Source organism: Citrobacter pasteurii (assembly GCF_019047765.1).
Classification (GTDB): domain Bacteria; phylum Pseudomonadota; class Gammaproteobacteria; order Enterobacterales; family Enterobacteriaceae; genus Citrobacter; species Citrobacter pasteurii.
Map to the genome: position 1 here is coordinate 1,308,403 of NZ_CP077262.1, position 15,648 is coordinate 1,324,050.

The 15,648-nt window shown below is 51.5% G+C and carries 14 protein-coding genes; 9 read left to right on the forward strand and 5 right to left on the reverse strand.

The window, feature by feature from the left end; translation table 11 throughout:
* Nucleotides 1-2: 2 nt before the first annotated feature.
* The 6 genes from I6L54_RS06385 (at nucleotide 3) to fucO (ending at nucleotide 6,675) form a co-directional block, all read left to right on the forward strand.
* On the forward strand, nucleotides 3-986 hold the full coding sequence (locus I6L54_RS06385) for an ABC transporter permease (protein WP_003034055.1): 984 nt from the start codon (nucleotides 3-5) through the stop codon (nucleotides 984-986).
* 73 nt (nucleotides 987-1,059) lie between these two features.
* On the forward strand, nucleotides 1,060-2,010 hold the full coding sequence (locus tag I6L54_RS06390) for an ABC transporter substrate-binding protein (protein ID WP_005130953.1): 951 nt from the start codon (nucleotides 1,060-1,062) through the stop codon (nucleotides 2,008-2,010).
* Nucleotides 2,011-2,063: 53 nt separating this feature from the next.
* A complete protein-coding gene (locus I6L54_RS06395) occupies nucleotides 2,064-3,644 on the forward strand; it encodes an FGGY-family carbohydrate kinase (RefSeq protein WP_040232193.1) in 1,581 nt (526 codons plus the stop codon).
* 66 nt (nucleotides 3,645-3,710) lie between these two features.
* Entirely contained in the window at nucleotides 3,711-4,709 is a 999-nt protein-coding gene (locus tag I6L54_RS06400) for a LacI family DNA-binding transcriptional regulator (protein ID WP_005130949.1), read from the forward strand.
* A gap of 142 nt (nucleotides 4,710-4,851) precedes the next feature.
* On the forward strand, nucleotides 4,852-5,499 hold the full coding sequence (gene fucA, locus I6L54_RS06405; protein WP_040232194.1) for an L-fuculose-phosphate aldolase: 648 nt from the start codon (nucleotides 4,852-4,854) through the stop codon (nucleotides 5,497-5,499).
* Between the two features lie 27 nt (nucleotides 5,500-5,526).
* Complete coding sequence (gene fucO, locus I6L54_RS06410; protein WP_005130945.1) at nucleotides 5,527-6,675, forward strand: lactaldehyde reductase; 1,149 nt, start codon at nucleotides 5,527-5,529, stop codon at nucleotides 6,673-6,675.
* Between the two features lie 76 nt (nucleotides 6,676-6,751).
* Here fucO and xni read toward each other — a convergent pair whose 3' ends face one another.
* The 5 genes from xni to queF form a co-directional block, all read right to left on the reverse strand.
* Nucleotides 6,752-7,507 carry a flap endonuclease Xni gene (xni, locus tag I6L54_RS06415; RefSeq protein ID WP_005130944.1) on the reverse strand — a complete coding sequence of 252 codons (756 nt, stop codon included), beginning with the start codon at nucleotides 7,505-7,507 and terminating at the stop codon, nucleotides 6,752-6,754.
* A gap of 170 nt (nucleotides 7,508-7,677) precedes the next feature.
* Complete coding sequence (locus I6L54_RS06420) at nucleotides 7,678-9,045, reverse strand: L-serine ammonia-lyase (protein ID WP_005130943.1); 1,368 nt, start codon at nucleotides 9,043-9,045, stop codon at nucleotides 7,678-7,680.
* A 53-nt stretch (nucleotides 9,046-9,098) separates the two neighbouring features.
* A complete protein-coding gene (locus I6L54_RS06425) occupies nucleotides 9,099-10,388 on the reverse strand; it encodes an HAAAP family serine/threonine permease (RefSeq protein ID WP_005130942.1) in 1,290 nt (429 codons plus the stop codon).
* 560 nt (nucleotides 10,389-10,948) lie between these two features.
* Nucleotides 10,949-12,313: a nucleotide 5'-monophosphate nucleosidase PpnN gene (gene ppnN / locus I6L54_RS06430; RefSeq protein WP_005130941.1), complete on the reverse strand. Its 1,365-nt coding sequence runs from the start codon at nucleotides 12,311-12,313 to the stop codon at nucleotides 10,949-10,951.
* A 113-nt stretch (nucleotides 12,314-12,426) separates the two neighbouring features.
* Nucleotides 12,427-13,275 (reverse strand): NADPH-dependent 7-cyano-7-deazaguanine reductase QueF, encoded by an 849-nt coding sequence (queF, locus tag I6L54_RS06435; protein ID WP_005130940.1) that lies wholly within the window; start codon nucleotides 13,273-13,275, stop codon nucleotides 12,427-12,429.
* 68 nt (nucleotides 13,276-13,343) lie between these two features.
* Between queF and syd the strand changes: the two genes are divergently transcribed.
* The 3 genes from syd (at nucleotide 13,344) to truC (ending at nucleotide 15,634) form a co-directional block, all read left to right on the forward strand.
* The gene (gene syd / locus I6L54_RS06440; RefSeq protein ID WP_005130939.1) at nucleotides 13,344-13,889 is read left to right on the forward strand and encodes a SecY-interacting protein; all 546 of its coding nucleotides are present in this window, start codon (nucleotides 13,344-13,346) and stop codon (nucleotides 13,887-13,889) included.
* Nucleotides 13,890-14,522: 633 nt separating this feature from the next.
* Nucleotides 14,523-14,852: a YqcC family protein gene (locus I6L54_RS06445; protein ID WP_005130936.1), complete on the forward strand. Its 330-nt coding sequence runs from the start codon at nucleotides 14,523-14,525 to the stop codon at nucleotides 14,850-14,852.
* Nucleotides 14,852-15,634: a tRNA pseudouridine(65) synthase TruC gene (truC, locus tag I6L54_RS06450; protein ID WP_040232197.1), complete on the forward strand. Its 783-nt coding sequence runs from the start codon at nucleotides 14,852-14,854 to the stop codon at nucleotides 15,632-15,634. The genes I6L54_RS06445 and truC overlap by 1 nt, the downstream gene beginning before the upstream one ends.
* Nucleotides 15,635-15,648 lie beyond the last annotated feature (14 nt).

The following is a 15,648-nucleotide window of genomic DNA, read 5'->3' on the forward strand; positions in this document are numbered from 1 at the left end:
TTATGACTATCTCTGTAACCTCTTCAGACAGCAATAATAAGAAAATAAAAATTAACAAAGAGCTTTTAATGCGCCTGGCGCCGCTTTTGAGTCTGATTATTCTGGTGATATTTTTTAGTTTTGGATCACCTTTCTTCTTTAACACTGAAAACATTATGACAATTGCCCTGCAAACCTCGGTGATTGGCATCATGGCGATTGGCGTTACCTTCGTCATTATCACTTCAGGAATCGACCTTTCTCTTGGCTCGGTAGTGGCCTTTTCTGGTGTTGCGGTAGGTATCAGCGCCACGCTGGGATTACCTCTGCCCGTATGTATTTTGGCGGGTGTGCTGGCGGGTGGATTATGCGGCTATATCAATGGCTTGCTGGTCACTAAAATGACTATTCCGCCCTTTATTGCCACCCTGGGTCTGATGATGTCCGTCAGAGGCATCAATATGGTAATGACTGACGGCCGGGCAATTTACTTTGCTGATTATCCCACCTTCAAGATGCTGGCACAGGGACGCTTGTTCGATGTGCTGCCTTACCCCGTTTTCTACCTCGTGGTTGTCGCACTGATCGCCGCCTATATCCTCAAGAAAACGGTGATTGGTCGCTATGTCTATGCCGTGGGCAGTAATGAGGTTGCTGCGCATCTTTCCGGGATTAAAGTCCAGCGCGTGAAAATTTTCGTCTACGCATTTTGTGGTCTGCTGACCGGGATTGCCGGGGTCATTCTGGCCTCTCGTTTGAACTCGGGCCAGCCAACCGTCGGCGTGGGCTATGAACTGGAAGCCATTGCAGCGGTGGTCATTGGCGGTACCAGCCTGATGGGGGGGATTGGCACTATTGGCGGCACCATTATCGGCGCATTCATTATGAGCGTGTTGAAAAATGGTCTGAACCTGATGGGCGTCTCGCAGTTCTGGCAAATGGTGGCCATGGGCGTAGTCGTTATCGCCGCGGTTTATCTCGATACTTTACGCAAAAAAATTCGTTGATTTACGCACCCGGAAGTCACGGGACAACATAACCCTGACGTTTAGGGTGACTCACTCAGAACGGAGTAAAACAATGAGAACCAGGAATTTTGTCTATGCGTTATCCCTGCTGGCCTGCATGACATCCAGCGCACTGGCTAAAGATATGAACCTTCCTGTGGTCAGTAAAGGCTTCCAGCATGAATTCTGGCAGACCGTAAAAATGGGTACCGAAGCGGCAGCGAAAGAGTTGGGCGATAAGACCAGCTATGTTGGGCCTGCCGATGAAACTCAGATTGCCGAGCAGATTCAGTTGGTTGAAAACGCAATGGCGCAAAAACCTAATGGATTGCTGTTGGCGGCATTGGACGCCAATGCGCTTGCGCCATTAGTGGAAACAGCGAATTCACGCGGCATCAAGGTGGTGACGTTTGACTCAGGCGTAAATTCTGACATTCCTGTCAGCTTTGTGGCAACGAATAACCGTAAAGCAGGGGCTGAAGCGGCAGATGCTCTCGCTGCACAAGTGGGTAGCAAAGGGAAAGTCGGCATTATTGCGCACGTGGCGGGGACCTCCTCAGCGATTGAGCGTTCGGAAGGGTTTATTGCCCGCATGAAGGAAAAATATCCGGATATCAAAGTATTGCCGGTTCAGTACAGTGATGGCGATCCGCAAAAAGCGATGGATAAAACCATCGATATGATCCAGGCCAACCCCGATATTGCGGGGATTTATGGCACTAATGAAGGTTCAACGCTGGGCGTAGCAAACGCTATTGATAGTCAGAACCTGAAAGGCAAAGTGAAGGTGATTGGTTTTGATAGCACTGAGGCAATCATTGCCTTCCTGAAGTCTGGGGTTATTCAGGGCTTTGTCGTGCAGGACGCTTATCAGATTGGCTATCAGGGCATCAAGACGCTGAATGCAGCGGTATCGGGTCAGTCTGTGCCGAAAGAAATTGATATTCCGGTGAAGTTTGTCAGTGCGCAGAACATTGATACACCGGAAATCGACAAGCTGTTGCACCCATTCGGTAAAAAATAAGACCGCGGGGACGGTACATTCGCCCCATTATTAGCCAGCGTCAGGGAGCTACTATGAGCAGTGGATATTTCCTCGGAGTGGATGTCGGTTCTGCCAGTGTCAGGGCTGGTGTTTTTGATGCCAGTGGCAAACGGCTGGCTTTTGCGACATTCCCTATCTCGCAGTTTCGACCAGGACCCGAGCGGGTAGAGCAGTCATCTGCCGAAATCTGGCAGCAGGTTTGCCATGCCGTGAAGGAGGCTGTGTCGTCAGCCGGGGTTGGCGTTGAGGAGATCCGCTCGTTGGGGTTTGATGCCACCTGTTCGTTAGTGGCTCTGGATGAACAGGGGCAGGGTCTGGCGGTTTCACCTGGTGAACCGTCAGACCACAACATCATCATGTGGATGGATCATCGTGCGGTGCAGGAGACACTGCGTATCAACGCTACGCAGGATCCGGCGTTGCGTTATGTCGGTGGTGAAGTCAGTGTCGAAATGGAACTACCCAAAGTGTTGTGGCTAAAAAAACATTTCCCCGCGACCTGGCAGAGTGCACACCGCTTCTACGACCTGGCGGATTTTTTGGTCTGGAAAGCCACCGCTCGTGATGTTGCTGGTCTGTGTACTTTAACCTGTAAATGGAACTATCTGGCACATGAGCAACGCTTTAGCCACTCCCTGCTGGATGCGGTTGAATTAACTGATTTACTGAACAAAATTCCGTCGCGGATCCTGCCCCCAGGCGCGGCCGTTGGGACGCTCAGCCCCGATGCGGCACAGGCGCTGGGACTGACGACAGCGGTGGTAGTTGCCAGTGGCATGATTGATGCGCATGCGGGTGGTGTGGCGCTTGCCGGTGTCGAGCCTGCGGGAACATTGGCGTTGATCAGCGGAACATCAAATTGCCATATGTTGTGCAGCGAGCAGGAGATTCATACACCGGGTGTATGGGGGCCGTACTGGTCTGCCATGCTGCCTGGCTACTGGCTGACGGAAGGGGGGCAAAGCGCGGCTGGGGCGCTGGTTGACTGGACGCTTCAGGAGTCGGGTGCCAGCGCTGAGTTGTATCACCAGGCTGAGGCGCGGGGTTGCCATCCGATAGCGTTAGTTAATGAATGGGTGGCTGCATTGGAAGCGCAGGAGTCAGAGCCTGGTCGTTATCTGCATGTCCTGGCCGATCATCATGGTAACCGTTCCCCGCGTGCGCGACCCGATGCCCGGGGCAGCGTTTGTGGTTTGACGCTTGAACGAGGCGAGAAGCAGATTGCTCGTCTGTATCTGGCGACATTACAGGCGATTGCCTGCGGTACCCGACACATTATGGAAGTGATGCGCGACAACGGTCATACCATTTCTCGACTGACGCTGTGCGGTGGTGCAACACATAATCCACTGTGGTTGCGAGAGTATGCAGACGCCACCGGATGCGATATTCATCTTATCCAGGAAGAAGATGCGGTGACGTTAGGTGCGGCTATCACCGGTGCGGTAGCCTGCGGGGTGTGGGCAGATGTTCCCTCCGCCTGCCGGGCGATGGTTCGTCCAGGCGGGGTGATTAAAGCGAATCCGGCACGACAGGACTTCTATGACCGTAAATACCAGGTATATCTGATGATGTGGGATCAACAGCAAGCGCTTAACCAGGTTATGCAGTAAGACAAAAGTTTAAAATACTTTTATGATTGAGAATTGACGTTTTTGGATGTGAACTGGGACATATAAATGGCTAAAACAGTAGAACAGATAGCCAGCGATCTGAATTTATCGGTGACGACCGTGCGACTGGTGCTGAACGGGAAGGCTGAGCAATATCGTATCAGTGTCAAAACCCAAACGCGTATTAATGAATACGTTGAACGGTATGGTTATGTCATAAACCATTCAGCCCGCAGCCTGAAACTGAATAAAACAGATACGTTGGGGCTGATTGTACCCAATATATCTAACGTCTTTTTTGCCACACTGGCCGAGAAACTTGAACAACGTTGCCGTCGTTCTGGATATCAATTAACGATTAGTTGTACCTACGATGATGTTGATTATGAAAACAAATTAACGAAAGCGTTAATAGCTCGTAATGTTGACGGTCTTTTTATTGTTCCCTCAACATTAGAGAATCAGCAACACCATTTGCGTCAGGTCAGAAAACCGATGGTGCTACTCGACAGGGATTTTAAGTATACCGATAACGCGCTGGTTGAAAGTCATAACATTTTAGGCGGTGAAAAGCTGACGCAAAGTTTGTTTGATGCAGGCAAATCTCCGATCTGGTTTTTAGTCGGGGATACCGGATTGCCCAGTATTGGCGATCGTTTAAAAGGTTATCTTAACGCATTGAACAATAATGGGATTTCTCATCGTGACTGGGTGCGTGAAGGTCCGGATAATACGCCGGAGGGTGGTTATCGGTTGATGGATAAATTGATCAACGAACAGGGCTGTCCGCAGGCGTTTATTGCCTCATCATTACCTGTGCTGGAAGGTGCCGTTGTTGCTATTCGCAATCGTTTTGGTGTGATCCCACCGGATATTAATATCGGGACATTTGATGAACATCCCATGCTGGGATTCCTCGCGAATAATGTCTGGTCAATGCAGCAGGATGAAAATGTCTGGGCGGAAAAAGCCTTCGCTATGATGATGAGTGCTATTGATGACCAGCCAATTAAAGAAACTGTAAAAGTTGAGATGAAACTAATTAAGCGTGTAAGACAACAATAATTCGTCGCACTAACTAAATCGGCCAACTGAATCTGAATAAATATGTTCAGTGGCTGCTCATACCTGAAACCTGACCCGTCTTACTCTGCGGCTGCATTTTTTCGCAATAAAGACGAGGGGCAACTGTACCCGGAGAATCATTATGGAAAGAATGCGTTTATCACGTGAAATCATCGAAACCTGCCTTGAAATGACCCGGCTTGGGTTGAATCAGGGGACTGCAGGAAATGTAAGTGCGCGCTATGAAAATGGAATGCTGATCACACCCAGCGGTATCACTTACGAAAGACTCACTGAAAACATGATCGTGTTCGTAGATAACGACGGCAAATATGATAAAGGACAATTACCTTCCAGTGAATGGCGTTTTCACCTGGCGGCTTATCAGACGCGCCCGGATGCCAATGCAGTCGTTCATAACCATGCGATTCATTGCACCGCCGTGTCGATTCTGAACCGTCCTATTCCGGCAATCCATTACATGATTGCCGCGGCTGGGGGGAACTCTATCCCGTGTGCGCCGTATGCGACGTTTGGTACACGAGAGCTGTCAGAGCATGTGAGCGTCGCGTTGAAAAGCCGTAAGGCAACGTTGTTGCAGCACCACGGGTTGATTGCCTGTGAAGCGAATCTGGAAAAAGCACTATGGCTGGCGCATGAAGTAGAAGTCCTGGCCCGCCTTTATCTGAGCACCCTGGCGATTGTCGACCCGGTGCCTGTGCTGGATGACGAAGAGATCGCCATTGTGCTGGAGAAATTCAAATCTTACGGATTACGAATTGAAGAGTAATTTCGCATAGCGAAAAGGAGAAATACGATGGCGAACAGAATGATTCTGAATGAAACGGCATGGTTTGGCCGGGGAGCTGTTGGGGCATTAACGGATGAGGTTATCCGTCGGGGTTATCGCAAGGCTTTGATTGTCACCGATGCAAACCTGGTACAGTGCGGCGTTGTCGATAAGGTGACATCCCGTATGGATGCCGCCGGTTTGCCGTGGGAAATCTATTCCGGCGTGATCCCAAATCCTACAATTGCAGTGGTGAAGGAGGGATTGGGAGTCTTTCAGCAAAGTGGTGCTGATTATCTGATAGCTATAGGCGGCGGCTCCCCACAGGATACCTGCAAAGCGATTGGCATTATCCACAATAATCCTGAGTTTGCCGATGTACGCAGCCTTGAAGGGTTATCGCCAACACGTGCTGCGAGCGTACCGGTGATGGCTATCCCTACGACGGCAGGGACGGCGGCGGAAGTGACCATTAACTACGTGATCACGGACGAAGAAAATCGGCGTAAATTTGTCTGCGTCGATCCGCATGACATCCCGCAGGTGGCGTTTATTGATGCCGATATGATGGACGGTATGCCTGCCGCGTTAAAAGCGGCGACCGGGGTCGATGCGTTGACCCATGCTATTGAAGGTTATATTACGCGGGCGGCGTGGGCACTCACTGACGCGTTGCACATCAAAGCCATTGAGATCATTGCCGGGGCGCTGCGCGGCTCTGTTAATGGTGACAGCCAGTCCGGTGAGGCAATGGCGCTTGGTCAGTACGTTGCCGGGATGGGATTTTCAAACGTCGGTCTAGGACTCGTGCATGGGATGGCGCACCCGCTAGGGGCCTTTTATAACACTCCGCACGGCGTCGCCAATGCCATTTTGTTACCGCACGTGATGCACTACAACGCCGAATTCACCGGAGAGAAATTCCGCGATATCGCCCGGGTTATGGGGGTGAAAGTGGAAGGTTTGACGCTGGAAGAGGCGCGTAAGGCCGCGGTAGATGCTGTGTTTGCGCTTAACCGAGATGTGGGGATCCCGCCGCACTTACGTGATGTGGGGGTACGTAAGGAAGATATTCCTGCGCTGGCGCAGGCGGCATTTGACGATGTTTGCACTGGCGGTAATCCGCGTGAAGCAAGCATTGCCGATATTGTCGAGCTGTACCACACCGCCTGGTAATCACCTGACGTTTATCCGGCCTACAGGAGGGTACGATGCGTAGGCCGGATAGGCGCAGCGCCATCCGGCAATAAGACTACCGTGCCAGCCGAAGCTGCTGGAGATTTCCGTCAATATGTAAGTCCGTTTGCAGCCGCGCGATATCACGGCACAGAAACGCCATCTCTTTATGTATTTCGAGTTTCTTACGCCACTTTTCCGGCACATCTTCCAGATGTGCGTAAATCCCTTCCAGATGCTGAAACTGCACGAGTAGCTGTGTTGCGCTCTTGGGACCAATACCTGCAACGCCCGGCACTTTTGAGCTGCTGATCCCGGCCAGTCCCCAATAATCTGGCAACTGCTGAGGCATTACGCCAAATTCTTTCTCAATGAACGGCGCGTCCAGCCAGCGCTTCTGGAAATAGTCGCGAATGCGTAATGTTGGGGAGAGCAGTTGGCAATAACCTTTATCTGTCGAAACGATGGTGGCCTGATGTCCCGCCTGGATGACTTTCACCGCCAGCGTTGCGGCTAAATCATCGGCTTCATTCCCGCTCGAGACCCAACAACAGACGCCGTGTTGTTCAAAAGCGGCGCGTAGGGCGGGCATTTCGTGATGCAATTCGTCGGGCATCGGTGGGCGACCTGCTTTGTAGTCAGGCAGCCGTTGGTGACGCCAACCGCTGTTACGTGCCTCATCATCGAATACCGCCACGGCGTGCGTGGGTTGGCCGTGAACAATCAGCTGATCGAGTGCGTGCTGGCATGTCTCAACGCAGGGTGACCCCTGGACGGCGTGAATGCGACGAATGAGATTGAGTGCATCGACAATGAGCAGATGGACGGCCACGGTGTTCTCCCTGATAAATCAGGCTGTAGGGTAACATTCACAGTGGGGGGAGGCGAGCATTGCGAAATAGCGCTATCCGTAGGTCTGATAAGCGAAGCGCCATCAGGCAATAAAAGCCGGATGGCAGCGAGCGCCTTATCCGGCCTACAGATCCTAAAATGTGCTGAGAATTAATCGCAGGTAACGATCTTCATCGCCAGACCGCCACGCGAGGTTTCGCGGTATTTGGCGTTCATATCTTTACCTGTCTCGTACATGGTCTCGATGACTTTATCGAGGCATACACGAGGCTCGCTGGTACGGCGCAGCGCCATACGAGCAGCGTTAACCGCTTTCACCGATGCAATAGCGTTACGCTCAATGCACGGAACCTGAACTTGTCCGGCAACTGGATCGCAGGTCAGACCAAGGTTGTGTTCCATACCGATTTCTGCGGCGATACATACCTGCGTCGGGCTACCGCCCAGCAGCTCTGCCAGACCCGCTGCCGCCATAGAACACGCCACGCCGACTTCACCCTGGCAGCCGACTTCAGCACCCGAAATTGAGGCATTCATCTTGTACAGGGAACCGATGGCGCTCGCGACCAGCATATAGCGTGCCAGTGAGTTAGCGTTCACTTCGCGGATAAACTTGTCATAGTACGCCAGCACTGCAGGAACAATCCCGCATGCGCCGTTCGTCGGGGCGGTAACTACACGTCCACCGGCAGCGTTCTCTTCGTTCACGGCCAGCGCAAACATGTTGATCCAGTCTACAACTGCCATCGGGTCAGTCGTGGTTTTGTCACTGCTAACCAGCATGCGACGCAGTGCTGCCGCACGACGCGGAACGCGCAGTTTGCCCGGCAATACACCTTCGGTGGTGATACCGCGTTCAATTCCACTACGCATCACTTCCCAGACGTTTGCAAAGTGCTGTTCCAGCTCTTCTTTGCTGTGCAGGGCTAGCTCGTTCTGCATCATCAGGCCGGAAAGTGACAGGCCGGTTTCCTGACAGTGTCGTTGCAAATCGGCTGCGGATTTATACGGATACGGCACGTTTACCGGATTGTTATTCGGTAAACCAAAGTGTTCTTCATCAACGATAAATCCACCGCCGATGGAATAGTACGTCTGGCTGTAAATGGCTTTTTCGCCTGCCAGCGCGGTAATACGCATCCCGTTTTCATGCAGTGACAGATTATCCGTATGGAAATTCATGCACTTATCAACCGGGAATTCGACCTCATGTTGACCGTCTGCCAGCAGCAAACGTCCATGGGTATTCACATCCTGGATAAAGGCCGGGATAGCATCAATGTCTACGGTATCCGGCAGATTACCCGCCAGGCCCATAATAATCGCGATGTCGGTATGGTGACCTTTCCCGGTCAGGGACAGAGAGCCATAGACATCAACCACTACGCGGGTTACGTCAGTGAGAATTCCGCGTGCAATCAGGTCATCCGTGAATTGTTTGCCTGCTTTCATCGGGCCAACAGTATGGGAGCTGGAAGGGCCAATGCCGATTTTGAAAATATCGAATACGCTAATCATGAGGCGTCCATTGTGTATCGAGGTGCGCCGCCCCGAAGAGCGGCGCAAGGGAATTAACTGAACAGAGAGTAGAAAATAGCGGAGATAGCGATCAGGCCCATAATCACAACGAACACGTTGCTGATATGGCCGCTGTATTTACGCATTGCCGGTACTTTCTGAATCGCATACATCGGCATCAGGAACAGAATCATCGCGATGATCGGGCCACCCAGGGTTTCAATCATACCGAGGATGCTCGGGTTCAGCGTCGCCACAATCCAGGTGGTTACCAGCATGAACAGTGCAGTGATTTTGTTCAGTTTATTGATTTCGATGGACTTGCCTTTGCCACGCAGAGACTTAATTACCATACCGTTGAAACCTTCACGCGCGCCCAGGTAGTGGCCGAGGAAGGATTTGGTGATAGCAATAATCGCGATGATCGGTGCCATCCAGGCAATAATCGGTGCGTTAAAGTGGTTTGCCAGGTAAGACAGGATAGAGATGTTCTGCTCTTTCGCTGCAGCCAGATCTGCCGGAGTCAGGCTGAATACGCAGCTGAAGACGAAGAACATAACGGTCAGTACCATCATGATGTGAGCGAATGCCAGAATCTTGGAGCATTTCTTCTCTGCTTCATCACCGTACTCTTCACGCTTCGCCACGGCGAAGGAGGAGATGATCGGGGAGTGGTTGAAGGAGAACACCATAACCGGAATTGCCAGCCACAGGGTCAGCAGCAGGCCGTTGCCGGTGGTTGCCGCAGAATCAAAGGACAGGGTTTCCAGAATCGCACCGCTCCACTGAGGGATCAGGTACAGCGCCAGCAGCATCAGAGCCGCAACGAACGGGAATACCAGGATGCTCATCGCCTTCACGATCATCTGCTCGCCGAAACGCACGATGGTCATCATGCCAACAATCAGGATCAGAGACAGAATTGCGCGCGGCGGCGGCGTAATCGCCAGCTGGTGGGTCAGGAAGCTTTCAACGGTATTGGTGATTGCTACGCTGTAAACCAACAGAATCGGGTAGATAGCGAAGAAGTAGAGCAGGGTAATCAGTTTACCTGCGCCAACGCCAAAGTGCTCTTCTACAACTTCAGTGATGTCTTCACCCGGATTTTTACCGGACAACACGAAGCGGGTCAGACCACGGTGAGCAAAGAAGGTCATTGGGAAGGCAAGAATGGCCATGATGATCAGCGGGATCATCCCGCCAACGCCTGCGTTAATTGGCAGGAATAATACACCTGCGCCAATCGCCGTGCCGTAAAGGCCCAGCATCCACATGGTGTCTGTCTTGCGCCATGCGCTGCGGGTCTGGCCCGTAACGATAGTGCTGGTTTGCGTGTTTTCCATCTGTTTCTCCTGGAGGAAGCTTAAAAAGTCGGGTTTGGGTTCAATCCAATGAAAAAATACCCGACTGTAAAACGAAATTCGTTTAGCGATTTTTATATAATTTTTCGCCGTAATAATTTTCGGGCGGAAAGATACATTTAAGTAATGAATGTATCAGTGATCGCGATCTCAAATGCAATAATCCACCTTTTATGTGGATAAATTTGGACCATTAATCTGTTAAAAAATAGTCAAAGCGAATTTACGGGCGTGAAGGCTAACATTAACGACATATGGCATGAAAGGCAGGGCGCGAAGATACGAGGGTTGCGCTATAAAAACTGTTGTTTTTAGTGAATTCTGGTGACTAATTATAATTTGCGGTGATAAATCACGGTTTCCTTTGGAGGGTAATCGTTTGCGTTTCGGGGCTTGTCAGACGAAAGATAATTGATATTTATGTTATTGCGTGAGCTATGTGACTGGTATCACTAAAAAAGCCGGTTGGCTGATGTGCCAAATCCGGCTTTGATATGGACAAAACTGTCACCGAGGTAGCATCAGCTACCCGGTGTTGAAGGTTATGCGCAGATCTCGTAACACGGGATATACGCAGTGCCCGGCAACTTCATACGATGTTGTGCAACAAAGCCCTGCAGGAGATCGTCCATGCGGCGCATCATCTCAGGGTCGCCGTGGATTTTGTACGGGCCAAACTCTTCAATGGCGCGAATGCCGACTTCTTTCACGTTCCCCGCGACAATACCGGAGAATGCGCGACGCAGGTCTGCAGCCAGCACTTCAACAGGCTGGTCTGGATACAGTTTCAGATTCGCCATGTTTTCGTGGGACGGTTCGAACGGCATCTGCAAATCAGGCGCGATACGAATTGACCAGTTAAAGCTGTAGGCATCACCAGTGTCCCGGCGGTTCTCTTTCACCAGCGGCATCGCTTTTTTCATCAGACGAGCGACTTCCGCTGCATCGTCAATGATAATGCGATAGTGACGGCGCGCCTCTTCTCCCAGCGTGTGCACGATAAATTCGTCCAGCACGCGGAAGTAATCTGCGCTCTCTTTTGGCCCGGTCAGGATCAATGGCAGAACCTGATCTTTGTTCGCCGGATTCATCAGGATACCCAGCAGATACAATAGCTCTTCTGCTGTCCCTACGCCGCCCGGGAAGATGATAATGCCGTGAGCGATACGCACGAACGCTTCCAGACGTTTTTCAATGTCCGGCATGATGATCAGTTCGTTAACCAGCGGGTTTGGTGGTTCCGCCGCGATAATTGACGGCTCGGTCATACCGATAAAGCGGCTGTCTTTGTAGCGCTGCTGAGCGTGGCCGACCGCGGCGCCTTTCATTGGAGCTTCCATCGCGCCCGGACCACACCCGGTGCAGATGTTCAGTTCACGCAGACCTAACTGAGTGCCCACGCGACGCGCATACAAGTATTCGTTCTCGTTGATGGAGTGACCGCCCCAGCAGACGACCATGTTCGGCGCTTCACCGACGTGAAGTGCCCGGGCGTTACGCAGAATGGAGAAGACCAGGTTGGTGATGTGAACCGAGCTTTCGAGATCCAGATGCTGAAAACGACCTGCGTTATGGATCTGACCATTGACGAAAAGAATGTCGCGCAGTACGGCAAACAGGTTGGCCTGCAGCGCGCGAATTATGCGCCCATCGACAAACGCGTCTTCAGGTGGGTTGATCAGTTCCAGCTTCACACCGCGTTCACGGCGCAGCACGTTAATGTCGAAACTTTCAAAACGAGACAACAGCTCTTTGCTGTTGTCTGTCAAACTGCCGGAGTTCAGAACGGCAAGCGAACAGTTACGAAACAGTTGATACAGGTCGCTGCTGGCCGTGCGTTTAAGCATATCGACTTCCAGCTGCGACAACATGTCCATTGAGCCAAGCGGGCTAATATGTGTAATCAAGTAAACTCCTTACGGGACGAGAGATATCATCCTCTACTGATTACAATAGCCCTGGCTTATGACCTTTCACAACCTTGCGCGCGGAATCCGACACGCAAAATTGAGAAAAAAGATTACTGACGCACCAGTCTGCCTGTTGCGGGGGTGAAATCTGTGTTGGTGCGCCATGGGTTGATATCGAGGCCGCCGCGCCGCGTATAGCGTGCGTATACGCTCAGTTTCTCCGGCTGACAGAAACGCAGTAGGTCATTGAAAATGCGTTCCACACACTGCTCGTGAAATTCATTGTGGTGGCGGAAGGAGACCAGATAGCGCAGCAACTTTTCCCTGTCGATTTTGCGACCGCGATACTGAATTTGTATGGAACCCCAGTCAGGCTGGTGGGTGATCAGGCAGTTGGATTTCAGCAGATGGCTGACCAGTGTCTCTTCTACTGCTTTGTCGCCGCTCACGGCGTTTTCCAGATAGTCGGTGCTGAACTGGTAGTTATCAATGACGATATCCTGATTGTCGATACAGGTGCCATTGAAGTGGGCTATCGGCTGCCCTTCCTGTTCGTCAAGACGATAAAGCGCTACGCTGACATCACCTTGCGCGCAGGCGCGTAGATCGTGTTCCAGCGTCTGACGGACGTGTTCCCATGAGTCAAAACGCGTCTGATTAAAACTGTTCAGATACAGCTTAAAACTTTTTGATTCAATCAAATTAACGCTGGTGTAATCCAGCTCCACATGGCCGACCGCAACCTGCGGTAAGCCGTTGGCATTCAGCCATGATAGTTCATACAGCGTCCAGATATCCGCGCCGTGAAAAGGCAGATTATCGGCCTTTAGATCCAGCGGGTCGCGGTTCAGGCTGCGCGGAACACCCTGCAGCAGGCTGGCGTCGTAAATATCCCGGTAATCCGTTGATTTTCCGAGAGTCAGGCTGTCAAGCGCCCGATGATTTTCATAAGAAGACATGTTTCACCGTCATAAACCAGATACACTATGCGACAAGTGTATCCTGGCTTTTGTGAAGAGAGAAATCAGTGGACGAATTGACAGCACAGGCGTTGACAGCCTTTACGACGCGTTATTGCGATGCATGGCATGAAAAAAACGGCAGCTGGCCTCTGAGTGAAGAGCTGTATGGCGTACCGTCTCCGTGCATCATCTCCTCCACGAACGATGCGGTGTACTGGCAACCGCAGCCTTTTGTGGGCGAGCCGAATGTAAACGCGGTTGAACGCGCCTTTGATATTGTGGTACAACCCGCTGTTCATGCGTTTTATACCACCCAGTTTGCCGGGGACATGCACGCACAATTTGCGGATGAGAAACTGACTCTTCTGCAAACCTGGTCTGAAGATGACTTCAGACGCGTACAGGAAAACCAGATCGGCCACCTGGTTACGCAAAAACGACTTAAGCTCTCTCCAACGCTTTTTATTGCCACACTGGACAATGAACTTGATGTTATTTCAGTGTGCAACTTGTCTGGGGAAGTCTGCAAGGAAACGCTGGGAACCCGTAAACGAACGGTTCTGGCGGCCTCGCTTGCGGAATTTCTTACTCAACTTAAGCCTGTTCTGTAATCCAGTTTGCCCTGGGTGTGTGAGAGATCTCTTACAAACCCTGTAGGAGATTGCCAGGTGATCAGTAAAGACTTCATCGGTCGATATAATGTTAACTATTTATAATTCAATTAGTTAATGTTTTATCTTCAACTTTCATACGAAAATAATCATTAAGGTATGTCTGTAAGTGTCTTGTAAGACAATGCGAAACAGGCGATTCTATCTCTGTCGACAAGGAGTCGCACAACGAAGTGAACATCAGGATGATGACGCTTCGGCAGGACACACCAGGACGGTGCTGCAAGGACAGGTTTCAGGATGAAGCAAAGAGGAAAACGCTGGATGCGTTAAAGGACACCTCCAGGATGGAGAACGAGAGCCGGTCAGGATGTTCGGCGGGTCAGGATGGCCAGGGACACTTCAGGATGAAGTTTTCACATCGGGGGCGGTGTGAGCAGGATGCAAATGTTCAGGATGAACGAGGTCGCAAGACCACAGGAAAAGTTGTCACGGATGAGCAGGGAGCACCAAAAGTAGCTGGAATGCTGCGAAACGAACCGGGAGCACTGTTTTTACAGTGCTCCCTTTTTTTATTTCCTTTCTACTGGTGCTATTCTTCGCGCCAGATTTTTCATCATTGAGGTTAATTTCATGACGACTCATGACCGTGTGCGCGAGCAGTTGCATGCGCTTGAAGCACTGCTGCGTGAACATAATCACTGGCGGATGGATGAGCCAGAAGCGCATCTGTTTTCCAGCACGCAGCCTTTTTGTATGGATACCATGGAACCGGTTGAATGGCTGCAGTGGGTGTTGATTCCCCGCATGCATGCGTTGCTTGATAATGCGCAGCCACTTCCAGAAGCGTTCGCTATTACGCCATATTATGAAATGGCGCTGGCAGCCGATCATCCACAGCGCGATGTGATCCTGATTGCATTGCAGGATCTGGATGCGCTATTTACCCGTGATGACGCCTGATGCTGGAAATTCTCTATCAAGACCAATGGCTGGTTGCAGTCAACAAACCTTCGGGCTGGCTGGTTCATCGTAGCTGGCTCGACCGCGATGAGAAAGTGGTGGTAATGCAAACGGTGCGCGACCAGATTGGTCAGCACGTTTTTACCGCCCACCGACTCGACAGACCGACCTCCGGTGTGCTGTTGATGGGACTGTCCAGCGAGGCCGGACGACGGCTGGCACAGCAGTTTGAGCAGCATCAAATCCAAAAACGCTATCATGCGATTGTGCGTGGCTGGCTGATGGATGATGCCGTGCTGGATTATCCGTTGGTGGAAGAGCTGGACAAGATTGCCGATAAATTTGCCCGTGACGACAAAGGTCCACAGCCTGCGGTAACCCACTATCGCGGGCTGGCTACGGTAGAAATGCCCGTGGCAACCGGTCGCTATCCAACCACCCGTTACGGGCTGGTGGAGCTGGATCCTAAAACCGGCCGTAAACATCAGCTCAGACGTCACCTGGCGCATTTGCGTCATCCGATTATTGGCGATAGTAAGCACGGTGATTTGCGACAAAACCGCAGCGCCGCAGAGCATTTTGGCTGTCAGCGATTAATGCTTCATGCCAGCCAGCTTGAGCTGACGCATCCGTTCACCGGTGAGCCGCTGGTAATTCGCGCCGGGCTGGATGACGTCTGGATGCAAGCATTGTCACAATTTGGCTGGCGTGGACTTCTCCCTGAGAATGAAAGGGTTGAGTTCGTCGAGCGGTCAGGTCAGGATGAGCAGATAGATTCTTAAGTCCCAGGAGATTA